Consider the following 25292-nt stretch of genomic DNA (forward strand, 5'->3'; position numbering starts at 1 on the left):
ATTAGTTATATAATTTACTTATATTGTATACATTAGAATAGCTTAGTGCTTTATTATATAAACCAATTTGACCAATTTTTACATCTACAATGTTCTTAGGAATATTGTAAACTTCCAACTCATTATTACTAACAAAAACTGTATCTACTTCTTTATTATTAATAAATACTTTGCTAAACCTTGTAAAATTTTCACCCTCTATTGTTATCTTTTCATTATCTATAATTACATTATCTATAACAATATCTTCAATTCCCATATTAGTGTTTACCGTGCTATATGGGTTCTTTCCATTATATATATATTTATCTCCAAATAATATATCATATTGAAGGTTTTCAAATTTTTCTTCATAATCTTCATTACCTTTACAATTTTCATGAAAAGAAGTTATAACCCCTAAAGATGCCATATTAATTTTACTAAGCATTGCACTACCCAATTGATATGCATTCATATTTTCCTTTGTCACATCAAGCCCCATATTATCCCATATAAAATATTGAGTATTGTATTTATTATCTCCCACAAAATCCTCATCTTCATCAGTTATTGCATCTAATTGTGGAAGATGATCACTAAACATTAATACAATTGTTGGTTCATCTATTGAACTTAAATAATCTATTAATGAGCCAATATATTCATCAACCCCTTCTACTTTACTTGCATAATGTTCTAATTGATTTAAAGTTTCTTCTGAGAAATCCCCTGAAACTATTCTATTATCTCTTGTATAATCATGATTATATGGGCTATGACTCTCAACAGTTACATTATATATAAACTGTGGTTCATCACTTTCTAACAATGTTTTAATAGTATCTAAATTTAATATATCTGGCGCATAAGTTGTATCGTTTTTAAATTTTGTCATATATTCTTTAGACACATAATTTTCAAAACCTAAATTTTTATATATTAAATCTCTATTATAAAAATTCCCAGTATGATTGTGAACAGCACTTGTTGTGTATCCAATATCCTTTAATATATACGCTAAACTTTCTACTGGCATTCTTTTCAACACATTGTTATTAGGTATTTCACCAACAGGGAAAAATCCCATAGAAAGACCTGTCAACATTTCAAATTCACTTCTTACAGTTCCCCCACCAAATGTAGGAACTTTTACAAGTCCACTACTAAAATTTTCATATAAATTTCTGAAGTTTGGGATAGGATCTTTTAAAAGTTTTATTCCATCAATTAAATTCATATCAAAAAAAGATTCTAATTGAACTACTATTATATTTGGAGTTGTATTTTCTTTCTTTTCTAAAGTGTTAACTTCACTAAAAACATCCTTTACTTCCTCATTTGATTCTATATTGTTTTGTATTTCATTTAACAAATTTTTACTATAAGAATGAGGCTTTTCCACTTTAAAACCAGTTGCACTATCTATAAATGAAAATAAATAGCCATTGTTTTTATAGGTGCTTGGCATATCCCATCTGTACCTATAAAATCTGCCCATTATATTGTCTGTACAATATAATACTCCACTTGTTAAAATAACTGTAGGTATAACTATAATAACCCCTCTTATAAACGATTTTCCCCTACTATATTGTGGCTTTTCTATTTTTCTTATAAAAAATAATAATGTAAAAATTACTAAAATTATTATTGCTGAAATGATTATAGTTTTCTTATTTATATAATTATTAGCTATTGATGCTCCATCTTTTATAGAATAAACATCAGCCCACATGATAGGCGTACCTCTTAATTTTTCTATAAAATAATTTCCAATGTAAAAACTCATAACCAATATTGATATAACTATATAAGACGATTTCATTCTTCTAAACAAAAATGATAAAGATGTAATTGCTAAAACTATCATATAATTTGAAAAAAACACTATATTTCTACTTACTATAAATTTAATCGCTTCATTTACACTCCCTCTTTGAAGCGCTTCTCCTAAAAAAACTATAAAAAAAGAACCTATAATCCATATTAATACATTTAATATGTTTGGTTTTAATTTGCTTGATTTTTCTTTATTTATTCGCATTTTATTTTTGTTCACTCTTTAAAATTCCCCCTTAATTCAATTATTATTAAATTATTTTTTAAATAACAACATTATATACTAATAATACTATTTTTTCTACATTTTTATTTATATTATATATTTTATAAAAAAATCATCTTTAAGATAATATTATTAGTAATTATTGGCTAAATATTTATCAATATAACCCTAATAATGGAATTTTTAAATTTTTGTCTTGTTAGATTTTAAAATTTAATTTATAATATAGTCATATTTCTATAAAGTTAAACTTAACTTATATTAAACAATAATACTTATAAGTTAATTTAAACTTAACTTGAATATGATTTCATCATTTAATAAACAAAATGATAATTTTTTTTAAGATAAATTATAATATTAATACATAATGAAAGGATGTTATATGTAATGAACATTAAACCGCTTGTTATTGGCAACCTGGTTGCTAAATTACCCATTGTTCAAGGTGGAATGGGGGTTGGAGTATCTTTATCTAACTTAGCAGGTGCCGTAGCTGCTGCAGGTGGCATTGGAGTTATCTCTTCAGCACAAATAGGGTTTTTAGAAGAAGACTTCTTAACTAATACTGTAGAAGCCAATATAAGAGCTTTAAAGAAGCATATAAAAATTGCTAAAGAAAAAGCTAAAGGAGGTATTATAGGAGTTAATATAATGGTTGCATTAACTAATTATAATAAATATGTTGAGGCTGCCATTGAAGGTGGTGCAGATATTATAATATCTGGTGCCGGAATGCCAACTTCTTTACCTAAAATAGCTAAAGCTAAAGATTCTAACGTAAAACTAGCACCTATAATATCATCTTTAAAAGGTGCTAAAGTTTTATTAAAACTTTGGGATAGACATAATAATGTAACTCCTGATATGCTTGTAATAGAAGGTCCTAAAGCAGGAGGCCATTTAGGCTTTTCTAAAGATAAATTAGAAGATGACATAAAAAATTTCGATAACACTATCCCTGAAATACTTAATGAAGTCAAAATATATGAAGAAAAATACAACAAAAAAATTCCAGTTGTCGTAGCAGGAGGGGTCTTCGATGGATTCGATATTGCTAAATATCTAAAGCTTGGTGCCTCTGGAGTTCAAATGGCAACACGATTTGTAGGCACTTTTGAATGTGATGCTAGCGATGAATACAAAAATTCCTACATAAACTGTCAAGAAGAAGATATCGCCATAGTTAGCAGTCCTGTTGGTATGCCTGGGAGAGCTATTTTAAATAAATTTGCTAAAACATCAAAAACAGGAAAAATCCCTGTAACATACTGTTATAATTGCTTAACACCTTGCAATCCTAAAGATACTCCTTATTGCATAAGCAAAGCTCTTATAAACGCTGTACAAGGAAATCTTGATGAAGGACTTTTATTTTGCGGTTCCAATGCTTACAAAGTAAACAAATTAGTTTCTGTTCAAGAACTTATGAATGAACTTCAAGATGAAATACTATCTGTTTAATTAAATTCAATTATAAAAAAGTGGATTCAAAATTGAATCCACTTTTATAGAATTTCATGCAATAAGTTGGCCCCTCTTTTATATCCACCTGCTTCTTTTAAAGATTCACCTATTTTTCTTGCATTTTCTTTATATGAGTCATTTTCTAATATTTTATTTACAGCTTCCTTTATAGAATCTGAATCTACATCCTTTATTAAAGATACTCCTGCACTTAATTGAACTACTCTAGCTGCAACCATAAACTGGTCTCCAAATTGAGGAACCACAATTAAAGGTATATTATTATATAATCCCTCACTAGAACTATTCATTCCACCATGAGTTATAAAAAGATCAACTTGTTTTAACACTTCAAGTTGTGGAACATAATTGTATAATTTAAAGTTTTCAGGTATTTCTCCTAAATCTTTTATATTTATTCTTTTTCCAATAGACATTATAATTATTAAATCATCTCTTGAGCCTAAAGCTTCAAAACAATTTTTATAGAAACTTAAATTTTTATTTGCAACAGTTCCCAATGATATAAATACAATTTTTTTATTTTGCGGATTTTCTATTTTAAAATCCTGTAATTCCTTTCTATCAGCTATTGATGGCCCTATAAATTTATAACTTTCATCAAAAGTTTCTGCAAGAGGTTGATAATATTTAGATGTAAATACTAAATTTAAATCCATCTTTGCGCCTAAAAAAATCTTTGTTACATCTGGAATTTCCATTTCAAAATCTTTTTCTAAGTCTTTTATATCTTTTTCTAACTCTTTCAACTTATCTTTATATTTTTCAAGTTCTGAAAAATTATTAGTTTTTCTTGACTCCTCTATTACTTTCTCGTTCAACCCAAAAGTTGTTGATAAAGATATTGTCTTTTTTATTCCTAATTTTCTAATCAATTTTTTACCTGGATTTACAATTGAGTCGCACACTAAATAATCAAATGTACCCTCTTGCTTAAGTGCAAGCTCTATTAAATTCCTATATATGCCAATAGCTTTTCTTACAACTGCTATCATACCCTCTTTATTATTTGGATCTACACTATATTCTTCATCATATCCTTTAAATTCAACACCAAGTTTTTCTAATTTATCTCTAAATTCTTCTGCTGTTATATATGTAATTTGATCACCCTTATTTATTAATTCTGTTACCAATCCAATGGTAGGGTTAACATGTCCATGCCCTGGAAATATTAAAAACAGTCCTTTTGCCATTTTATCACTCCTTATAATTTATGTACTCATATATTTATATCATAAATAAAAAAATATATTTTTAATAATATAGGTGTATTTTTCAATATACATTAATTATCCTTTAATTTTCTTCAAATTTCGTATTTTTTCTATAATACTTTTATACTGATTAGTATTATTTAATATTTATTTTTCTTTTATCTTCTTAATTTATTCAACTATTTACAAAATAAATTAAAAAGATAAACCTTAAATAATATAAAGTTTATCTTTTTATTAAAATAAATTTTATGTAGTTTTTTTCTTTCTATATAATGATCTATCATATAAAAATACTATAATCGCTCCAACAATTATAAGAGCATATCCTATGTACGCTACAACTTGTGGAAGTTCTCCCCACACCGCAAGTGATATAATTGCTGCAAATAACACTTCTGTATATCCAAATATAGATATTTCTTTTCCAGCTGCATATTTATACGCAATAGTTCCACACACTTCAAATCCAGCTATACCACATCCTGCTCCAAGCAAACATAACATTTGATGAAAGTTTGGAGTAACATAATTAAATATCATAGATGGCACGGTAAAGGCTAGTGATACTAATGCTAAGAAAAACACAATTGTTTCTGGACTTTCTTTAGCTCTTAAACCTCTTATTATAGTATAGGCTCCACCAGATAATGCTGCTGATATTATAGTAACTATTGCAGGTATAATAGGAACGCTTCCACCTGGGTGAACAATAAATAATATACCTATAAATGCAATTACTATGGCTATTATTTGAATAATATTTACTTTTTCTTTTAAGAATATAAAAGAGAATATTATTATAAAAAAGATATTTAAATCTGATAATACTGTTTCATTTGGTAATAACATATGAGACAGTGCGTAATATCCTAACAATATTCCTATGGTTCCAAAGGCTCCTCTTCCTATTAAAGCTATTCTATTTCCTTTATGCCCAAATAATGAAGATTTATTTTTTGCAATCATTATAAGTGAAACTACAAAAAGCATTATATTTCTATAAAAGACCTTTTCTCCAAGAGGAATTCCACTAGCACCTTTAATAAATGCATTCATACAAGCACAACTAAATGCGGCTAATATTATTAAGATAATTCCTTTCATTCGTTTATCCACTATTTTTTGCCTCCTCATTTGTAAACAAATTGTTAATAAAATTATAATACTTTAGCCCATTATTATCAATATCATATTTTTATATTGTATATATTAATTTATTTCTTGTATCTTTAATCCAAAAATAAAGATATAGAATTTTTTATTCTATATCTCCTCATACATCTCTCTAATTTTACCTTTTTAAGCTAACTCACTCTTGCTTGCTTATTATATCTTTAGCAATCTTTATCATTTTTTCACCTGTATTCATGCTTTTTTTTTGGATAAATCTAAAAGCTTCATTTTCTGTTATTCCTTTATTTTTTATTAGAATTTTCTTAGCTTTTTCTATAAGTTTTCTCTCTTCCATCTTATTTTCTAAATTCTTCACCTTTTTTTGAAGCTTTGCCATTTGCTTTCTGCCTTGAAATATCATGCTTACAGAATTTAAAAGCACACTCCTTGAAAAAGGATGGGGAAGATAATAAACATCCATATTTTCACTTACTATGGACAAATATGATTCATTTGTTAAAACTAAAAAATCGCATACTCCAACTAAAGCATCATAAACTTCCATAACCGTAGTATCTGGTAGTTTATAACTTAATATAACCAGCTCTGGTGAACACTGAATTGTTTTCATTATCAATTCATTTCCAGATTTACAAACACCTAAAACATCATATCCACCTTCTATAAGTATACTTTTTATCTTTTCACTAGCTTCAACCTTTCCCGTAGCTACTATCACTCCGCCTTGCATCTCCATTTTAATACACCTTTTTTCTTAAATCTAATATTTTTTCAAATACTTATCTATTTCCCATTGGTGTACCTGTTTTACATATTCATTCCATTCTAAAGTCTTAGCTTCAATATATTTATTAAATATATGCTCACCTAACACATCTCTAACCAAACTGCTCTTTTTCATTTCTGAAATAGCTTCTCTCAAATCCTTTGGAAGACACTTAATATTTTCTTGTTCTCTATCTTTAGCAGACATATCAAAAATATTCTTTTCTATACTTTTGGGAGCTTCTATATTCTCTTTAATCCCTTTAAGACCTGCCTTTAGAAGACATGCTAAGACAAGATACGGATTTGCGCTTGGGTCTGGACATCTAACCTCTATTCTTTTTTCATAATTTTTTGATGCTGGAACTCTTATAAGTGGACTCCTATTTTTATTAGACCAAGCTATGTATACAGGTGCTTCATATCCTGAAACTAATCTTTTATAAGAATTTACTAAAGGGTTAGTAATAGCTATCATCCCTAAAATATTCTCCATTATTCCACCTATAAAATTATATGCTATTTTACTCAAGCCATTTTTATCTTTTTCATCTACAAAAGCATTTTTTCCATCTTTAAAAAGAGATATATTTATATGCATACCAGAACCACTAACAGCAAATGTAGGTTTTGGCATAAATGTTGCATAAAGACCATGTCTTTGAGCTATTGTTTTAACTATAAGCTTAAATGTCATTATATTATCTGCGGTAGTTAAAGCATCTGCATATTTAAAATCTATTTCATTTTGTCCTGGGGCTACTTCATGATGTGATGTCTCAATTTCAAAACCCATTTGCTCTAAAACTAATGTCATATCACGCCTTGCATTTTCTCCCATGTCAGTTGGAGCTAAGTCAAAATATCCACCATTATCTTGAGCTATTGTAGTTGGTTGTCCTTTGTCATCCGTATGAAATAGGAAAAATTCACACTCTGGTCCCACATTCATTGTATACCCTAAACTCTTTGCCTCATCTATCACTTTTTTTAAAACATTTCTTGGATCACCCTCAAATGGAATATTATCAGGTCTATAAACATCACAAATTAATCTAGCAACTTTTCCTTGTTGAGGTCTCCATGGAAATATGTTAAAGCTATCTAATTGAGGTTTTAAAATCATATCTGATTCTTCAATTCTTACAAAACCTTCTATAGATGATCCATCAAACATACAACCATTTTCTAAAATTCTATTTAATTGCCTATCCGTTATAGACACATTTTTTAGACTTCCAAAAATATCACTAAACTGAAGTCTTATAAATTTTATATCGTTTTCCTCAACCAATCTTATAATATCTTCTTTAGAATATTTTCCCATATTTTTACTCCCTTCACCTCATAAAAAAAAGACGAAATATAATAAGCTATTAACTCATTCATAAACGCCTTTTTACTACTTAATATTATATGATGTTTTTGTTACAATATGCAATATAAATTATTTATTAAAATTAATTTATTTTAATAGGTTCGTCATACTCTATACCTTTAGTATCTATCGTTATTGATTCTATAATAACATCTTCTAATGGTTTATCATTAGCATCTGTACTTACCTTTGATATTTTATATACTATATCCATTCCCTCTATTACCTTTCCAAATGCCGCATAATTGCCATCTAAATATGTTGCTGTACTATTCATTATGAAAAATTGACTTCCTGCACTATTATATGAATTGCTTCTCGCCATAGATAATACCCCGTCTTCATGCTTTAACGTATTTTCAATTCCATTTGCTTTAAATTCACCTTTTATGCAATAATCAGTACCACCAGTACCATCTCCGTTTGGATCTCCCCCTTGAATCATAAAATTATCTATAATTCTATGAAATGTTAATCCATCATAAAATCCTGAATTTGCTAAAGAAATAAAATTTCTAACTGTATTTTCTGCAATATTAGGATATAGTTCAGCCTTAATACTGCCATATCCCTTAATATTTATTGTCGCTATAGGTAAATCTTCATCAGACAATTCCATTGCCCTATTAACCTCCTTCTCATTATCAGCAATATTAGAATTCCCCGTCTCAGACACACCTGAACACCCTAGCAACGATACACTAAATAATGAAAAACATATTATTATTCCCATTAACGCCTTTAATTTATTTATTCTTTTCATTTATTTTCCCCCTAAAAATTCTTATATTATGTGAAGTTAATTCTACCTAATATTATAAGGTATATTTTTTCATTTTTGAATAATTTTATTTTTTTACTTCAAACAATAAAATTTTTATCTCTATATAAAATAAAAAACTATATAAAAATATATTTAAATGTATATTTTTATATAGCTTTTATCTTTTCTTCACATAGCTCCTTGATATTTTTTATTCAAAATTATAGATTTTATTTTCATAAACAAATTTAATAACATCCCAACCGATAATACAGCTAATATTGCAAATATACCTTTATCTAACCCAAATGTTATTCCACCTAACAAAGTTACAAAAAAATCTATACATAAAAGTGCTATAGGTATATTCATGTTTGAAAACTTAGATAAAATTCTAGCTAATATTTCCGTTCCACCAGTAGATGCATTATGTTTTATTAATATAAAAAGACCTATTGCCATAACAAAAGCACCCAAAATAACTGATAAAACTAGATTGTTCGTAAGCCCTATTCCTTTATATAAACAATCAAAATAATTCATAAATACACTTAATATGATACTTGCATAAAGAGTTTTAAATCCAAAATCTTTATCTATTATTTTAAAAGCCCCAATTAAAAGTCCTATATTAAACAATAAAGTAATGCTAGAAATGGATAAAAACGAAAGATAATGATTTAATACAAGAGCAAAACCCGAAAGTCCTCCAGCTGCAATACCATTTGGTATATAAAAACTCTCAAGCCCAAAAGCTATAAAAGCAACACCTATTGTAACCTTTAAATATTCTAATATAAATTCTTTCTTTAACAACATTTTTTTCAATTTATTCTCCTTGTTTCATATATTTTTATGCCTATAAAAGAATATCAAATTTTTTCCTATTTTAAAATAGATAAAAAAAATTTATGTTTTTTTCACTATAATTTTATATTTCTTGTTTAAATTACTATTTTTTAATTATTTTATTAATAATATATTAAACAAATATAAATTATTCATTTGTATTTTAACAATATAATAAATAATTTATATTTAAATATATTTTTTGTAATTTTTATCTATTATTAATCATAGAATATTTTGAAATGATAAATTTTTAGGAGGATATTTTATGGAATTTTATCCTGACGACAGATATAGACATGATAATAAGCATAACAAATGTAACTCAAATTTAGAATGTATGAGATTAGAAGACTTACTAGTATGTCCTAAATGCCATTGTGTAGTACTTATGAAACCAGAAAAAAGGGAATATGTATATTGCCATAAATGCCATGGTAATACTCTTATGGTTCCGCTTGTTTATGTAATTTCTATATGTCAAAATTATATGAATTTTCCTGTAACATGTATGCCTATGCCATATCCACCAAATATGGCTCCATTTATGACGCTTCCACCTATGTTACCTCAAGGTGGACCTGGACCTTTGATTATTCAGCCAGCTAATAATTCACAGGCTGTTTCAACTCAATCAATGTCAAATGTAAATTATGGACCTTGGCAAATGGGATACCCTGTGAGTGGAATGGGACTAGAAATGTATCCCTTTCCTCCAATGGTAAATTCAAATACCATTCCTTTTACACCATTATCAAACATAGACCAAAAACAAACAAACAATGGATATAATAATGCATACATTCCAAACAATTATATGAATCCTTTTTGGGGTAATTCTGTTTCTGTAAATCCTAACAATTACAATAATCCAAATAATTATAATGATCCAAATACTTCAAATTCTAATAAAGACCCAAATAAAGATAACAAAATAAAAACTCCAATAATCACCAAAAGAGCTTCAGAACTTTTTGACTAGATAAATAAAAAGGTATGAAAAATATTTTTCATACCTTTTTATTTATTTCTTTATCATTTTTACTATAACATTCGAAATATTTTTAGCAATATCTTCTATTATTTTCCCATTTATTTTGAGTTTTTTTGAATTTTTCCCCATAACTTAATCACTCCCTATATATATTGTATACTATATATAGTTTGTTCAAATTCACAAATTAAATACTTAAAACTACTTCCAAAAATAAGCTATTCCAATACTTCCAGGTCCAACATGAGAACCTATTACAGGACCTATATCTTGAATATCTACTTTCATATTTAATTTTTCTTCTAAAGTCTTAGCTAGAGTCAATCCATCTTCTTCACAATTTATATGATGTACTATAACACCACCTAGCTCTTTTTCTTTTAAATCGTTCATCAAAATATCTATCATAGTTGATACAGCTTTTTTCTTAGTCCTAACTTTAGCCAATACATCCGTTTTTCCATTATTAACAGTTAATATAGGTTTTATTTGAAATAAATTTCCAATCAATGCAGAAGCACTCCCGATTCTTCCACCTTTTTTTAAGTAATCTAATACACTAGGAGAAAATACAAACCTACTATTCTTTATAGTATTCTTAGTAATATCTAAAATCTCATTCATTGATTTTCCAAGCTTAGCATATTTTGCAGCTTCTAAAACAATAAAACCCATTTGCATACAATTAGTTCTTGAATCTATTATCTCTATATTTATATCATATTTTTCTAATATCATATTTTTAACTAAATTAGCAGTAGAATATGTTCCACTCATTTCTGAAGATATGAATATTCCAATTATGTCATCACCATTTTTAGCTATTTTATCAAAAACATCATAAAATTCTTCTGGGGTTGGTTGAGAAGATACCGCAAACTCTTTCGCCTCTTCCATTTCCTTATAAAATGTCTGATTACTTATTGAAGTTTCCCTTCTGTTTGTATTTTTCAATAATATATTTAAAGATACAACGCTAATATCATATTTTTCTAAATACTTTTTAGGTATATATGATGTACTATCTGTAACTATTTTTATAGCCATAAAAACACTCCTCAAATTTAAATAATTATACTTATATATATTTTTAATTTTTTAATATTAAATATAAATATTCTAATAAACTTATAAAATTTATTTATATCAATATTTTTTAGGTTATCATATAGAAGTATCTCATAATAGAAATAAATTTTTTATATTTCAAACTCTTCAATCACAACTGAATATACTCCACAATTTTTACAAACTATAATTGTTACTATATAGCTATCATCTACTATACCTTCTCTTAAAAGTTTGTTAAATGTTACTCCTTCATATTCCTTTGATATATTACTTATGATATACTTGGAATCTTTTGTAAACATATAAAAATTAAATTCTAAATACTCATAATAATCCTTATCTTCTTTATTTACCTTACATTTTTCACAACGAACATCATAATATTCTTTATCAAAATCAACTTCATCTTCATCGCTATTTTCAAAAATATTTATTATTTTTTTTATATCCATATCCTTTATAGGTTTTTCTTCATCATTAAAAAATCCTATAGCTTTTTCTTCATTTAATTCATATTCTTTTCCTTTAAAAATAAATTTGTATGACACTTAAAATCAATTCCTTTCATTTGTTATAAACAATTTTAATTAATAATTATTTACAATTAATATAATTAGTCAAATATCAGTTTAAAAACACTAATTTCCGAATAAATTTTTCTTTAATTTATAAATAACAATTTTTATACCTTAAATTATTATATAGCAGAACTATATCTTTGAAAAGAACATAAAATCTTCTTAAAATTTTAATAATATCTTACAAAAAAATATTGATAAAATATCAAATACAGATTATAATTTATTACATCTTAATATAAAACATCATTAAGTTATTTTAAATTAATCCCTAATATTTAAATAACTTATAAAACCCCTAATTAAAAATTTGAATTATTTATCCCAAATTTCTATTAGTATACTAATAAATTAATAATCATATAGTTTATTATGATTTAAAAAGTTTACTATTATTTAATTCATTTTCAAGGAGTGATTGTTTTGTATAAAAGTACTAGAGGTTATGAAAAGCTAGTAAGTTCTAGCTATGCCATAATAAATGGTCTTGCAGAAGATAAGGGTCTTTATGTTCCCTTTAAAATACATAAATTAAAAAATTCTTTAGAGTATTTAGCAGGACTTCCTTATGAAGAATTAGCTTTTTGCATTCTTAAAGAGTTTTTAGATGATTTTTGTGATGATGATCTTAGAGATTGCATCTACAAGGCCTACGATAAAAAATTTGAAGATAATAAAATATTACAAATAAAATCTATTTCAAATACTCACTTTTTAGAACTTTATCATGGTCCCACTCTAGCATTTAAAGACGTGGCACTATGTCTTTTTCCTTATTTATTAAACAAAGCTTTAATAAATAATAAACAAAAGGAAAATATTCTTATTTTAACTGCAACATCAGGTGACACAGGCAAAGCTGCTTTAGAGGGTTTTTCTGATATTCCTAGAATAAAAATTGCAGTTCTTTATCCTAAAGATGGTACAAGTTTAATACAAAAACTTCAAATGATAACCCACAGAAGTAACAATTCTTTAGTAATTTCCCTAAATGGAAATTTTGATGATGCACAAAATTGCATAAAAAATATATTGAATGATTCTAAGATAAAAAAAGAATTTAATGATAATGGCTTTATATTATCATCAGCTAATTCTATAAATATTGGTAGACTTTTTCCTCAAATAGTTTATTACTTCTATGCTTATGGAAATCTTCTAAATAAAAATATTATAAAACATAATGAAAAAATAAATATAGTTGTTCCAACTGGGAATTTTGGAAATATTCTTTCTGCTTACTATGCAAAAAAATTAGGTCTTCCTATTAATAAACTTATTTGTGCTTCTAATGAAAATAATGTTTTATTTGATTTTATAAATACAGGGATTTATGATAGACGAAGAATTCTAAAAGTTACTAATTCCCCTTCTATGGATATTTTAATATCTAGCAACCTTGAAAGGCTTTTATATGATTTAAGCAATGAAGATTCAATTCTTATAAAAAATCTTATGAATTCCTTAGAAACTCAAGGCTTTTATGAGATTCCTAAATCATTAAAAGAAAAATTAAATGAAATTTTTTATAGTGATTTTGCTACAGAAAAAGAATCAATAAATGCAATAAATAAGGTTTATAAAAACTTTAATTATCTTATAGACCCACACACTGCCGTTGCTTATTCAGTTTATGAAAAATATAAAGAAAAAACTAAAGATAAAACGCAAACTATAATAGCCTCAACTGCTAGTCCTTTTAAATTTCCAAAAACAATTTTACAAGGATTAAATGTTAATACTTCAAACATTAATGATATAGAAGCTCTTAATATTTTATCTAAAAAAACTACTTTGCCTATCCCAACATCATTGAAAAATTTAGATAAAAAGCCGATTATTCATAATAATATTTGTCCAAAAGACAAAGTTTTACAAGCCATAGAAAACTTTGCACATATAGGAGGTGATTTACTTGATTAAAGTTAAAGTTCCCTGCTCATCTGCAAATTTTGGACCTGGATTTGATTCTATTGGTGTTGCATTAAATCTTTACAATACTTTTTCAATATGTGAAATAGAGAGTGGTCTTGTAATAGATGGTTGTCCCTTAGAATTTCAAACAGCAGATAATATAGTATATAAAGCTATGGAAATTGTATTTAAAAAAGTAAATTATACTCCTTCAGGAATAAAAATTTTAATCGAATCTGATATTCCAATTTCAAAAGGACTAGGGAGTAGCTCAAGTTGTATCATAGGTGGCATGGTTGCTGCAAATTACTTATCTGGAAATAAGCTATCTAAAGAAGACCTTATAAACTTAGCAACTAAAATGGAAGGTCACCCTGATAATGTTATTCCTTGTTTTTTAGGTGGATTCATTGTTTCTTTTTTTGATGGTGAAAAAACTTATTATGAAAAAATTCCTTTTGAATCTAAAATTAAATTTTTTGCCATGTATCCAAACTTTAATTTATCTACTAAAAAATCAAGAAATGTTTTACCTAAACAATTAGATTTTAAATTTGCTATGTCAAATATAGCTGCTAGTTCATTTTTAGTTGCATCTATTGCTAATAATAATTTAAAGAATATAAAACACGCTATGAAAAACGTTATTCATGAAACTTTTAGAGAAAATTTAATTCCAAATTTTTTAGAAATAAAAAATAAAGCTTTAGAACTAAATGCTTTAGGAGTTTATTTAAGCGGTGCTGGGCCTACTATTATGGCTATAACTTCTCAAGATAATTTGGATTTTAAAAATTCTATGGACTCTTTTTTTGAAAGCTTAGAAAATGATTGGACAATCAAAGAGTTATCTATTTGTACTAATGGCACTACAATATATTGATTAAAAAGGAAAGAGGGATTTTATGAAACAAGTTAAAATTGCACTTTTAGGACTTGGCAACGTTGGATCTGGAGTTTGGAAAATATTAAATTTTAACAAATCCGAAATATTTAAACATTGCGGTTTTGAAATAGAAATTAAAAAAATTTTAGTTAATGATATAAATAAAAAAAGATATCTAGATATTCCAGATGGTATTTTAACAAATAATTTTTGTGACATTTTAAATGATGACTCTATTGAAATTGTAATAGAAGTTATGGGGGGCGCATACCCAGCCCTTGACTATATGATAGAAGCTATGAAAAAGAAAAAACATATAGTTACAGCTAATAAACTTTGCATAGCTCTTCATGGTGATAGATTGTTTGAGACTGCTTTAAAGGAAAAAGTATTTTTATATTATGAAGCAAGTGTTGGTGGTGGAATTCCAATTATTAAACAAATAAATGAAAGCCTTACTGCAAATAAAATTGAAAAAATAGTTGGTATAGTAAATGGAACTACAAATTATATTTTAAGTAATATGACTGAATCTAATATGTCTTTCGATAAAGCACTGTGTTTAGCTAAAGAAAATGGATTTGCCGAATTTGATCCAACTGACGATATAGAAGGTTTTGATGCTGCTTACAAACTATCCATTATGTCTTCTTTATCTTTTGAAGCACCAGTTCATCCAAATAATATTTTAAGAGAAGGAATAAGTAATATAAGGATTAAAGATATAAATTATGCTAAAAAATTTGGCTACGTTATAAAACTTTTAGCCATTGGAACACTTAAAAATAATTCTATTGAAGTTAGAGTGCATCCGGCGTTTGTTCCCAAAAATCATCCATTTGCAAGTGTTAAAGATTCATTTAATGCTGTTTACTTAAAAGGAAATGCTGTTGGTGATTTAACAATCTATGGGAAAGGAGCTGGTGATTTACCAACTGGTAGTGCAATAGTGTCTGATCTTCTTTCAATATTAAGAAACAACCTAAACTATTGTGGGATAAATCAAGCTAGAAATTTAAATAATAAATACGATATTTTACCTAGTGATGAAATTGAAAGTGAATACTATATAAGGCTTAATGTCAAAGATAAGCCTGGCATAATTGGTGATATTGGAACACTTCTTGGAGAAAATAATATAAGTATATCCTTAGTTACTCAAGATATACAAACAAAACATCAAGTTGATTTAATATTTTTAACTCAAAAATGCAAAGAAAAATCAATAAAGAATTTTAAAGAAAAAATAAATAACTATAAAAATCTTAATAAATTAGAGAATATAATAAGAATTGAAAATTTAAATAATTAAATTTAAATGAGGATTCAAAGTATTTGAATCCTCATCTTTTACGCTGCATTTCTTCTATTTTTCTTAATTGGTATCCTAAGTATGGGATTTGCAATTTTATAAACAAAACGATTATAAAGAAAAATAGCTATTAAACAAGATATAAAGCCTATAACTACTCCCATTAGAACATCTGTTGGATAATGAACGGTAAAGTATAACCTAGAACATGCTATTAATATAGCCCCTATAATCGATGGTGCTGCCATTTTTCTTATATAAATAGCTATTATAAATGCTGCTACAAAAGCTGCTGACGTATGTCCTGAAGGAAATGAGTATCCAGGAGGCGTTGAAATAAGTAAATGTAAACTATGTAAAGTATCAAACGGTCTTGGTTCCTTTACAGTATTTTTTATTACCTCTGTTATTATATAATTTATTATAGATCCGAAATAAATTAGAAAACCAACCTTTCTATATTTCTTCGTTATAAGAAGTATAATTCCTATCACAAGCCATATAGCCCCATCTTTCCCTACAGTGGTAAAAAAACTCATTATAGGAGTTAAAAAAGGATTTTGAATATGAGCTTGAATAAAGAATAAGATATTATCGTTAAAACTAGATATTAGTGACATATTTTCTTTTCTCCTTAGTTTTTTACAATTTATATATTTAATTATACATTACATCTAAACTATTAACATTAATTTTAAATTAAAATTATTTATATCACAAAATTCATCTTATATCATTTTATATAATTTGTCTACTTAATTTTTTTATATCGCCTTTAATCGTAAATGATAAAAAGGAATAAAAATATATATTTTATTCCCTTTATGTTTTATAATTAAATATTTTATCACTCAGCATCACAGTTATTATTTTTCTCTTTTTTCTTCTTAAAAATAAAAGATATTTTATCCTTAGTTGAAAGTTCCTCTTTTTTTCTTTCACTTTCTAAAATATTGATACCTAAATTTATAATAGGTTCTAGAAGATTTTTAGCATCATTATATCCATGATTAATTCTATTTTTCTTTGCATTAATATCTAAATTTAAAACCCCATTTATTACATTTTCCTCTAATTCCTTAGGGTATATTTCTATTATTTGAGCGTTAGGATAAAGACTTCTATCAACTTTTACATCTTTTGATAGTAAAACAACTATTATTGTATCACAACCCTCTCCATATACAGGTTGTATGGGAAGATTATCAACAAGTCCTCCATCTAGATATCTTTTCCCTTCTATCTGAGCACTTTCATATATTAATGGCAATGAGGCTGATGCCATTATTATTTCTTTAGCCTCCGCTACATTATAATCATTTAACTTAAAATACTTTACTTTAAAATCAGGAATTTGAGTACATGTTGCATAACATATTTTTTTTCTCTTTTTTATTTTGTTTATATTTATGTAATTATCCATTATTTGCACCAATCCATCTTTTGAAACAGCTCCGTTTTCTAAAGAACTAACCATATACTTTTTTACAAAATTCATATTTTTAGCTCCAACTGATAAAGCAATCCCCTTTTTAACTAAATTGAATTTGCTTATAGGCACTAAAGAATCCATAGTAACCTTATCCCAAAGTTCTACTGCTTTTTCTAAATCATCTTGTGCAAATAATGCAGCATTAAAAGCACCTATAGAAGTCCCAGAAAAAACATCAATATATTTATCTATAGACAATTCCTTTAAAGCCTTCCAAACTCCAAGTTCGTATGCTCCTTTTCCGCCTCCGCCTGCTAAAACTAAACCTATTTTCATATAAATTACCCCTTAATACACATATTTCTTTATAAATATTTTTAATTTTATTTTAATTATATTATATTCCTAACTTTTAATTAGTTTCTTGATTTTATTTTTATATTTTTTGATTATTAACTTTTTTGAAATGTTTATACAATAATTATTTTAAAAAAGAAATCATAGAATTTAATTTTTAATTCTATGATTTCTTATATTAAATATTTATTTTAACTAAGCTTTAAATTTTTTAAGCCTTAATGCATTTAAAAGTACTGATACCGAACTACAACTCATAGCTGCTGCACCAATCATTGGATTTAAAAGTGGACCTCCAAATATGTATAAAAGCCCCATAGCTATTGGAATACCAACAACATTATATGCAAATGCCCAAAACAAACTCAATTTTATATTATTTATTGTAGCTTTACTTAATTTAATTGCTGTTATAACATCCATTAAGTCGCTTCTCATTAATACAATACTAGCTGATTCTATAGCAACATCTGTTCCTGAACCTATAGCTATTCCTATATCTGCTTGAACAAGCGCAGGAGCATCATTTATACCATCTCCAACAAAAGCCACCTTTCTATTTTCTCCTTGAAGCTTTTTAACTTCATTAGCTTTATCTTCTGGTAAAACTTCTGCCAAAACTATATCTATACCTATTTCATCAGCTATGGCCTTTGCTGTCTTCTTATTATCTCCTGTTATCATTGCAACATTTATTCCCATGCTGTGTAATGTTTCTATAGCTTTCTTGCTACTTGGTTTAACTGTGTCTGCAACAGCGATAACCCCTTGAAGCATTCCATCTATTGCCATATACATAGGAGTTTTTCCTTTTTCAGCTAAGCCTTCTGCCTTATTAAATATAGCATCATTTATCTTAACAGTTTTACTTTCCATAAGTTTTTTATTTCCAAGTAAAATAGTCTTATTCTCTATTAGCACCTCAATACCATGCCCTGGAATTGCATTAAATTTTTCTATTTGTTTTAATTCTAAACCTTTATCTTTAGCTCCATTTACTATTGCTTCACCTAAAGGATGCTCTGAACCTTTTTCACAACTAGCAGCTAATACTAAAATTTCATCTTCACTCATAGAATCTGTTATTATATCGGTAACTCTTGGTTTTCCTTCTGTTATAGTACCTGTTTTATCAAATACCACTGTATCTACTTTATATGTATTTTCTAATGCCTCTCCACCTTTTATTAAAACTCCATTTTCTGCGCCCTTTCCAGTACCTACCATTATAGCTGTTGGAGTTGCTAAACCTAGAGCACATGGGCATGCAATTACAAGTACTGCTATAAATATAGTAAGCGCAAATACTAAATCTTGTCCTGATATATACCATGCTATTCCTGCAAAAAGTGCTAAACACATTACAACTGGCACAAAATAACCAGATACAACATCAGCAAGCCTTGCAATAGGTGCTTTAGATCCTTGAGCATCCTCTACAAGTTTTACTATTTGAGATAGAGCAGTATCTTTTCCAACCTTTGTTGCTTTATATTTTATAAGTCCCGTTTTATTTATACTAGCTCCTATTACCATGCTACCAACTGTTTTTTCAACTGGAATACTTTCTCCTGTAAGCATAGATTCATCTGTTGATGTCATTCCCTCTATAACCTCGCCATCAACTGGTAATTTTTCACCTGGCTTTACAACTATTATATCATTTACTATAACCTCATCTATTGGTATTACTATCTCAGTATTATTTCTAATTACTGTAGCTGTTTTTGGTGCTAAACCCATAAGTTTATTTATTGCTTGTGATGTTTTTCCTTTTGAAATAGTTTCTAAATATTTACCTAAAGTTATAAGTGTTAATATTGTAGCTGCTGAATCAAAATAAAGATGTTCAACAAAAGAAACATTTCCAGCTATTATTTCTCCAATACAAAACAATCCATATATAAATGCTGCTAATGTACTAACTGATATCAAAGAATCCATATTAGGACTTAAGTGAAATAAATTTTTAAGCCCAACTTTATAAAACTTAGAACCTATTATCATAACAGGTACTGTTAACACTAATTCTAATATAGCAAAATTTAAAGGATTTAATGACGGATTTATTATACTTGGAAGTGGCATTCCAAAATCGTGCCCCATTGCTATTATAAAAAGTGGCACTGTAAATACACAAGACCATATAAACCTATAAAACATAACCTTACTTTTATCTACAGATTTTGTTTGTTCCTTTTTCTCCTCTTCTTTAACAAGCTTATAACCTGACTTTTCTACCGCAGCTTTTATTTGTCCATAAGTTACTTCATCTGCATTAATTGTTATTGCAAGCCTTTCTGTTGCAAGATTTACGGTAGATTCTATAACTCCCGGTAACTTTCTTGTAACTCTCTCAACTCTACTAGAACATGCAGCACATGTCATTCCTTCAACCTTTAAATTATAACTTTGAATATTTTTTCTAACCTTATATCCAGCTTTATCAACAGTTTGTTCAATAATATCTGAATTTACTTTTTCTTTATCATACTCTACAGTTAATGTTTCTGTGGCAAAATTTACGGTAGCACTTTCCACTCCATCTACTTTTTTAGTAAATCTTTCAACTCTATTTGCGCATGCAGCGCAAGTCATCCCATCAATTTTAAATGATTTACTCTCCATTAATTCCACCTTCTTTTGTTTAATATTATACTTTTAAGAAACAATCCATGTTGTTTTATTTAGACATTATTTTTTCCAATACTTGAATTATTTCCTCCATTTTTTCATCTGCTTTATTTTCATTACAAGCTTCTTTTACACAATGATGTATATGCTGTTTTAAAATAAGAAGATTAGCTCTTTTTAATAAAGATTGTGATGCAGTTATTTGATTTGATATATCAATGCAATATCTTTCATCTTCTATCATCTTTATTATTCCTTCTATTTGACCTCTTGCAGTCTTTAAAGATTGTAATGCTTTCTTTTTTTCTTCATTCATTTTTCTACCTCCCCACCCCATGGGGGTGTTTATATTTTAATTATATCTTTCTTTGAAACTTTGTCAATAATATAGACTCATTTTTTAAGAAAAATATTTTACCAATTTATAAATATAATACTTTTATTATTTTAACCTTAAACAGCAAAAAAACGCAAATAAATTTGCGTTTTTAATTTAATATTTCAATATTTTTATTTCATGCGTATAAAACATTTAAAAAACTCTTTATTTCATCGCTATTTAATGTTATTTCACCTAAGGAATTGTATTTTTTTCTAAAAGTATGAAAATCTGAACCAGCTGTATATATAATGCCTTTTTCTTTTGCAAACTTTAAAAAAAATTCCTCATCACTTTTTTTATTTTCTATATACTTAGCTTCTATTCCTTTGAAATCAAAATCCTTTATGATATCAAAAATTTTTCTTTTAATCCTAACAGGATGCGCAAGCACGCAAATCCCATCAAATCTACTTATTAGCGTTATAACCTCCATAGGAGTTAAAAATTTATCTTTCTTTCTATCTATATTAGAATTTAAAAACTTTCTTATATCTTTTATTTCTTTTTTTTTAATAAGATTTAGAATCTCATAAAATAACCTATTATTAACTATATCATCCCTAAAATAACATAGAATATGAATATGTTCCCCATTATACATAGATGATATTTCCACTCCCGGAATTACACATACACCTAGTTTTTTTCCAATCTTCATAGCCTCATAAACCGAACCCATAGTATTATGATCTGTAATAGATATTATATCTAGCCCCTTTTTCTTTGCTAATTTTATTATTTCTAAAGGGCATAAATTTCCATCAGATGCTGTTGAATGTATATGAAAATCTCCTTTTTTACACATAATTTTTTCTCCCATAATTTCTCTAATAAATATACTATTCAAAACATTTATGAAAATTTATATATATAATAGTTGCATCAACAGTTAATCGTGGAGATTGATTATTTTTATTCCACTGACCAACTCCTCTAATAATTGGGGATATAATCGACACAACAATAATTAAAAACACAAGTATATACATAAATTCAAATCCATTTAACCATATCATTTTTTACCTCAATTTATTTTGATTTTCATATTATTATCTTATAAAGTAAAAAAATATATAACATTATTTTTTACAATCATAATATCTATTCAGTTATCTTATAGCTGTTATAACATCTGTTTTAGCTGCTTTATTAGCTGGAAGTATGCCTGATATAAACCCTATAATTAGACAGAATACTAAAATACCTAAAACAAGTGATATACTTGGTATCGCAATAGATTTTATTGGTTGGTCAATTAGTGTCTGCGTAATATTTTCCGCAACCAAATTTATTACACCACTTATTAACAACCCTAAAATAATTGATATAATCCCGCCTATACCTGATATTACACAAGCTTCTCCAACAAATATTTTTCTAACATCATTAAGATCACCACCTATAACCTTTATGACACCTATCTCTTTGTTTCTTTCATAAATCGCCATATCCATTGTATTAGTTATTCCAAGTGCTGCAACTAAAAGTGATACTCCAGCTAAAGAACCTAATATAATATTTACTCCCATAAGTATTTTTTTAGTATCCTCTTCAAATTCTCTAAAAGAGTAAGTTTGATATCCCATTTCTTTCAAAATATTCTCATATTCTTCTAAATTATTTTTGTTATAAACCTTAACTGCTATTTCATTATATTCTTTAAGAAGCCTATTAATTTCATCTTTTCCATAATAAATTTGAGATTGGACTATATTATCATACAATCTTCCAGTTACTAAACTAGAATATTTATACTCTCCTGAACCATTAACAATCCCAACAACTTTCCCCGATATAACTTTAGATGTAGTTTCTTGTCCATTTTCATCTACATAACTATCTCCCCCAATTTTAACCTTTTTACCAATTAATTCATTGTATTCTGATAAATCCTCTACCTTTTCTCCCCAGTCATATCCTAAAAATGAATTGGCAACTTCCACTCCTAAAACTATTTCTTTGCTATCTTTTCTTGGGACTCTACCTACAACTAAGTCTGCTTCTATATCATCATAACTATCTTTAGATATAATACTTGAATAATTCATTGCATTTGCTATATTAAACTCTGCTGAAGTCATTCTTTTAGGTGTTACATTTTCTACAAAATCTAATTTTTTAATTTCCTCTACACATTTATCATCCAATATAGTTTTTGTATTTTTATCTTCATTTGTTTCTGCCCAAAAAGGTTGTACCGTTATAACAGATGTATCCATAAGCCCATTCATGCTTTCATTTAAATATTTTTCAAAGCCATTTGTTATAGATACTATAATAAATACTGCAAGACATCCAATTATAACTCCACTCATTGTGAATATAGTTCTTGCTTTTCTCTTCCACATATTTCTCCATATTATTCCTATTAAATCTTTAAATCTCATTTGCTATGCTCCAAAACCAAAAAGATTTTTTATAAATCCCCAAAACCCTCTACTCTCTTTAGTATCATTCTCTATTGCATCTGATACACTCTCTGTTGCTAATGCCTTTACTGTACAATTACTTTCTGCTACATATGTGTTTTTAGAATCATCCTCATAATTTACAGATATTGAAGCCACAGTGTCTTCTAAAACATTTGGAAGGTCTATTTCAAACATTTCCTCTTCTTCCATTTTTATATTTGATGCTTGATAAGAATAAACATTACCATTTAGATTAACCCTAACATCTACATTTTTGATTTTTGTATCACCAGCATTTGTTAAACTCCCTGTAAGTTTGTATCCATCTCCATTTTCATAAACATCAACATCTGAAAGTTCTAATTGTGCCTTAGATTTTAACACTATTCCAGATAATTTAGTTATCTCTTCTTGCTCTTTACTATCTTCATTATATGTTACACTAGTTATAAAATTATAAGCCCCCGCCTTCAAACTCTTATCACTATAAAGTCTTATTGATACCTCCTTTTTACTTCCTGCGTTTATAGTTCCTAAATAAATTTCATTTGTAGTTCCCATTGGAACAAATCCTTCTAATGTTCCCTTTCCCTCAATACTTACTATTTTTAAAGATGTATTATGAAGTTTAGCATTTGTATTATTAACTAGTGTATACGTCAGTATAAATTCATCGCCTGGCTCTATCTTATCCTTATCAATCTTAACACTTTCTATTAATATTTTTTTAGGTTGAATATTATTAACTTGGGTGTCTATATTATTTTTACTTTCAGTCTCTCCAACATTACCTTTTTCATTTTTATCTAAGTTATCTAAAACATCGGCATTTATATTTGTAGCTAAAACTAAATTTTCTCTCCCTACTAAACTTACACTACTAAGTGCTAAAGCTGTAACTAATATTACTAATCCTTTTTTCTTCATAATAAAATTTCCTCCCCATTACTTACTAATAATCCATCTTTCATCTTTATAATTCTAGTTGCATATTTATAAACTACTTTTGAATGAGTAACAACTACAAAAGTGGTTTTATATTTTTCGTTTAATTCTTTTAAAAGTTCTAATATTTCGACGCTTGTTTTACTATCTAAATTACCCGTTGGTTCATCGGCTAAAATAACTTTTGGATTATTCATTAAAGCTCTTGCAATTGATACTCTTTGTTGCTGTCCACCAGACAATTCACTCGGCTTATGATTTACCCTATCTTCAAGCCCTACTTTTTTTAACATATCTAATGCCCTTTTTCTTCTCTTATTTTTAGAAACTCCCGAAAATATTAGAGGCATTTCCACATTTTCAATAGCACTCAATTGTGGCATAAGATTATATGCTTGAAATATAAATCCTACATTATGCCTTCTAAAAAGAGCTAGTTTGTTTTCGTTTAGCTTGTCTATTCTATTTTCATTAATTGTTATCTCTCCGCATTCACACGGCATAAGTCCCCCTAAGATATTTAAAAAAGTAGATTTTCCAGAACCTGATTCTCCAATTATTGCAACAAATTCACCCTCTTTTATGTCTAACGTTATTCCCTTTAAAATCTCTACTTTCTCATTTCCTACTTTAAAATTTTTTTTAACATCTTTACAACAAACTACTTTCACTACATTCCCCTTTTAACTTAATTTATCCTATTTTATTACATTTTATATTAATTTTACTATA

Annotated in this window: 23 protein-coding genes; 5 read left to right on the forward strand and 18 right to left on the reverse strand. The window is 27.2% G+C overall.

Features of this window, described 5'->3' with window-relative positions; genetic code table 11:
* Position 1: 1 nt before the first annotated feature.
* A complete protein-coding gene (locus HH195_RS05755; RefSeq protein ID WP_196370137.1) occupies positions 2-2041 on the reverse strand; it encodes an LTA synthase family protein in 2040 nt (679 codons plus the stop codon).
* A gap of 396 nt (positions 2042-2437) precedes the next feature.
* Here HH195_RS05755 and HH195_RS05760 point away from each other — a divergent pair, with 396 nt between their 5' ends.
* Complete coding sequence (locus HH195_RS05760; RefSeq protein ID WP_196370139.1) at positions 2438-3511, forward strand: NAD(P)H-dependent flavin oxidoreductase; 1074 nt, start codon at positions 2438-2440, stop codon at positions 3509-3511.
* A 44-nt stretch (positions 3512-3555) separates the two neighbouring features.
* On the opposite strand, the gene HH195_RS05765 is transcribed toward HH195_RS05760, so the two are convergent.
* The 6 genes from HH195_RS05765 to HH195_RS05790 all read right to left on the reverse strand — a co-directional run bounded on the left by HH195_RS05765 (position 3556) and on the right by HH195_RS05790 (position 9614).
* Positions 3556-4731: a macrolide family glycosyltransferase gene (locus HH195_RS05765; protein ID WP_196370141.1), complete on the reverse strand. Its 1176-nt coding sequence runs from the start codon at positions 4729-4731 to the stop codon at positions 3556-3558.
* 270 nt (positions 4732-5001) lie between these two features.
* On the reverse strand, positions 5002-5871 hold the full coding sequence (locus HH195_RS05770) for a DMT family transporter (RefSeq protein ID WP_196370143.1): 870 nt from the start codon (positions 5869-5871) through the stop codon (positions 5002-5004).
* Positions 5872-6064: 193 nt separating this feature from the next.
* Complete coding sequence (locus tag HH195_RS05775; protein ID WP_055256977.1) at positions 6065-6625, reverse strand: ANTAR domain-containing response regulator; 561 nt, start codon at positions 6623-6625, stop codon at positions 6065-6067.
* 24 nt (positions 6626-6649) lie between these two features.
* On the reverse strand, positions 6650-7981 hold the full coding sequence (glnA, locus tag HH195_RS05780; protein WP_055256978.1) for a type I glutamate--ammonia ligase: 1332 nt from the start codon (positions 7979-7981) through the stop codon (positions 6650-6652).
* A 133-nt stretch (positions 7982-8114) separates the two neighbouring features.
* Positions 8115-8651 carry a peptidylprolyl isomerase gene (locus HH195_RS05785; RefSeq protein WP_371811687.1) on the reverse strand — a complete coding sequence of 179 codons (537 nt, stop codon included), beginning with the start codon at positions 8649-8651 and terminating at the stop codon, positions 8115-8117.
* A gap of 333 nt (positions 8652-8984) precedes the next feature.
* Positions 8985-9614, reverse strand: a complete 630-nt coding sequence (locus tag HH195_RS05790; RefSeq protein WP_055257351.1) for a YitT family protein — start codon at positions 9612-9614, stop codon at positions 8985-8987.
* Positions 9615-9912: 298 nt separating this feature from the next.
* Here HH195_RS05790 and HH195_RS05795 point away from each other — a divergent pair, with 298 nt between their 5' ends.
* Positions 9913-10626 (forward strand): hypothetical protein, encoded by a 714-nt coding sequence (locus HH195_RS05795; RefSeq protein WP_196370145.1) that lies wholly within the window; start codon positions 9913-9915, stop codon positions 10624-10626.
* A 213-nt stretch (positions 10627-10839) separates the two neighbouring features.
* Here HH195_RS05795 and HH195_RS05800 read toward each other — a convergent pair whose 3' ends face one another.
* Both HH195_RS05800 and HH195_RS05805 read right to left on the reverse strand, forming a co-directional pair.
* Positions 10840-11685, reverse strand: coding sequence for a DegV family protein (locus tag HH195_RS05800; protein WP_196370147.1), 846 nt, complete (start codon positions 11683-11685; stop codon positions 10840-10842).
* A 152-nt stretch (positions 11686-11837) separates the two neighbouring features.
* Entirely contained in the window at positions 11838-12257 is a 420-nt protein-coding gene (locus tag HH195_RS05805) for a DUF3785 family protein (protein ID WP_055256982.1), read from the reverse strand.
* 447 nt (positions 12258-12704) lie between these two features.
* On the opposite strand from HH195_RS05805, the gene thrC reads away from it, so the two are divergent.
* From thrC to HH195_RS05820, 3 genes are read left to right on the forward strand one after another with little or no spacing between them, the layout of a single operon-like run.
* Positions 12705-14210: a threonine synthase gene (gene thrC, locus HH195_RS05810; RefSeq protein WP_207750890.1), complete on the forward strand. Its 1506-nt coding sequence runs from the start codon at positions 12705-12707 to the stop codon at positions 14208-14210.
* Complete coding sequence (gene thrB, locus HH195_RS05815) at positions 14203-15084, forward strand: homoserine kinase (RefSeq protein ID WP_196370151.1); 882 nt, start codon at positions 14203-14205, stop codon at positions 15082-15084. The genes thrC and thrB overlap by 8 nt, the downstream gene beginning before the upstream one ends.
* Positions 15085-15106: 22 nt before the next feature.
* On the forward strand, positions 15107-16399 hold the full coding sequence (locus HH195_RS05820; protein WP_196370153.1) for a homoserine dehydrogenase: 1293 nt from the start codon (positions 15107-15109) through the stop codon (positions 16397-16399).
* A 38-nt stretch (positions 16400-16437) separates the two neighbouring features.
* Here the strand turns inward: HH195_RS05820 and HH195_RS05825 are convergent, their stop codons facing one another.
* The 9 genes from HH195_RS05825 to HH195_RS05865 all read right to left on the reverse strand — a co-directional run bounded on the left by HH195_RS05825 (position 16438) and on the right by HH195_RS05865 (position 25231).
* A complete protein-coding gene (locus HH195_RS05825) occupies positions 16438-17019 on the reverse strand; it encodes a phosphatase PAP2 family protein (RefSeq protein WP_196370155.1) in 582 nt (193 codons plus the stop codon).
* A 227-nt stretch (positions 17020-17246) separates the two neighbouring features.
* Positions 17247-18167 (reverse strand): patatin-like phospholipase family protein, encoded by a 921-nt coding sequence (locus HH195_RS05830; protein WP_196370157.1) that lies wholly within the window; start codon positions 18165-18167, stop codon positions 17247-17249.
* Between the two features lie 216 nt (positions 18168-18383).
* Complete coding sequence (locus tag HH195_RS05835) at positions 18384-20816, reverse strand: heavy metal translocating P-type ATPase (protein ID WP_196370159.1); 2433 nt, start codon at positions 20814-20816, stop codon at positions 18384-18386.
* 55 nt (positions 20817-20871) lie between these two features.
* The gene (locus HH195_RS05840) at positions 20872-21138 is read right to left on the reverse strand and encodes a metal-sensing transcriptional repressor (protein ID WP_055256989.1); all 267 of its coding nucleotides are present in this window, start codon (positions 21136-21138) and stop codon (positions 20872-20874) included.
* Positions 21139-21337: 199 nt separating this feature from the next.
* Positions 21338-22009, reverse strand: a complete 672-nt coding sequence (locus HH195_RS05845; RefSeq protein WP_058992408.1) for a PHP domain-containing protein — start codon at positions 22007-22009, stop codon at positions 21338-21340.
* 34 nt (positions 22010-22043) lie between these two features.
* Positions 22044-22220 carry a DUF2500 domain-containing protein gene (locus HH195_RS05850; protein WP_196370161.1) on the reverse strand — a complete coding sequence of 59 codons (177 nt, stop codon included), beginning with the start codon at positions 22218-22220 and terminating at the stop codon, positions 22044-22046.
* Positions 22221-22313: 93 nt separating this feature from the next.
* The gene (locus HH195_RS05855; protein ID WP_196370163.1) at positions 22314-23591 is read right to left on the reverse strand and encodes an ABC transporter permease; all 1278 of its coding nucleotides are present in this window, start codon (positions 23589-23591) and stop codon (positions 22314-22316) included.
* A 3-nt stretch (positions 23592-23594) separates the two neighbouring features.
* Positions 23595-24542 (reverse strand): COG1361 family protein, encoded by a 948-nt coding sequence (locus HH195_RS05860; RefSeq protein WP_196370164.1) that lies wholly within the window; start codon positions 24540-24542, stop codon positions 23595-23597.
* Entirely contained in the window at positions 24539-25231 is a 693-nt protein-coding gene (locus HH195_RS05865) for an ABC transporter ATP-binding protein (RefSeq protein WP_055256994.1), read from the reverse strand. The genes HH195_RS05860 and HH195_RS05865 overlap by 4 nt, the downstream gene beginning before the upstream one ends.
* Positions 25232-25292 lie beyond the last annotated feature (61 nt).

The sequence above is a fragment of the Candidatus Sarcina troglodytae genome (genome assembly GCF_015708635.1).
Taxonomy (GTDB): Bacteria; Bacillota; Clostridia; order Clostridiales; family Clostridiaceae; genus Sarcina; species Sarcina ventriculi.

Excerpts from the sequence above, each read along its gene's own strand:
- HH195_RS05855 (WP_196370163.1), bottom strand. The coding sequence starts at position 23,591 with ATGAGATTTAAAGATTTAATAGGAATAATATGGAGAAATATGTGGAAG.
- HH195_RS05775 (WP_055256977.1), bottom strand. The coding sequence starts at position 6,625 with ATGGAGATGCAAGGCGGAGTGATAGTAGCTACGGGAAAGGTTGAAGCT.
- HH195_RS05845 (WP_058992408.1), bottom strand. The coding sequence starts at position 22,009 with ATGTGTAAAAAAGGAGATTTTCATATACATTCAACAGCATCTGATGGA.
- HH195_RS05820 (WP_196370153.1), top strand. The coding sequence starts at position 15,107 with ATGAAACAAGTTAAAATTGCACTTTTAGGACTTGGCAACGTTGGATCT.
- HH195_RS05785 (WP_371811687.1), bottom strand. The coding sequence starts at position 8,651 with ATGGAATTGTCTGATGAAGATTTACCTATAGCGACAATAAATATTAAG.
- HH195_RS05765 (WP_196370141.1), bottom strand. The coding sequence starts at position 4,731 with ATGGCAAAAGGACTGTTTTTAATATTTCCAGGGCATGGACATGTTAAC.
- HH195_RS05860 (WP_196370164.1), bottom strand. The coding sequence starts at position 24,542 with ATGAAGAAAAAAGGATTAGTAATATTAGTTACAGCTTTAGCACTTAGT.
- glnA (WP_055256978.1), bottom strand. The coding sequence starts at position 7,981 with ATGGGAAAATATTCTAAAGAAGATATTATAAGATTGGTTGAGGAAAAC.
- HH195_RS05835 (WP_196370159.1), bottom strand. The coding sequence starts at position 20,816 with ATGGAGAGTAAATCATTTAAAATTGATGGGATGACTTGCGCTGCATGC.
- HH195_RS05850 (WP_196370161.1), bottom strand. The coding sequence starts at position 22,220 with ATGATATGGTTAAATGGATTTGAATTTATGTATATACTTGTGTTTTTA.
- HH195_RS05830 (WP_196370157.1), bottom strand. The coding sequence starts at position 18,167 with ATGAAAATAGGTTTAGTTTTAGCAGGCGGAGGCGGAAAAGGAGCATAC.
- HH195_RS05800 (WP_196370147.1), bottom strand. The coding sequence starts at position 11,685 with ATGGCTATAAAAATAGTTACAGATAGTACATCATATATACCTAAAAAG.
- HH195_RS05795 (WP_196370145.1), top strand. The coding sequence starts at position 9,913 with ATGGAATTTTATCCTGACGACAGATATAGACATGATAATAAGCATAAC.
- HH195_RS05790 (WP_055257351.1), bottom strand. The coding sequence starts at position 9,614 with ATGTTGTTAAAGAAAGAATTTATATTAGAATATTTAAAGGTTACAATA.
- HH195_RS05760 (WP_196370139.1), top strand. The coding sequence starts at position 2,438 with ATGAACATTAAACCGCTTGTTATTGGCAACCTGGTTGCTAAATTACCC.
- HH195_RS05840 (WP_055256989.1), bottom strand. The coding sequence starts at position 21,138 with ATGAATGAAGAAAAAAAGAAAGCATTACAATCTTTAAAGACTGCAAGA.
- HH195_RS05825 (WP_196370155.1), bottom strand. The coding sequence starts at position 17,019 with ATGTCACTAATATCTAGTTTTAACGATAATATCTTATTCTTTATTCAA.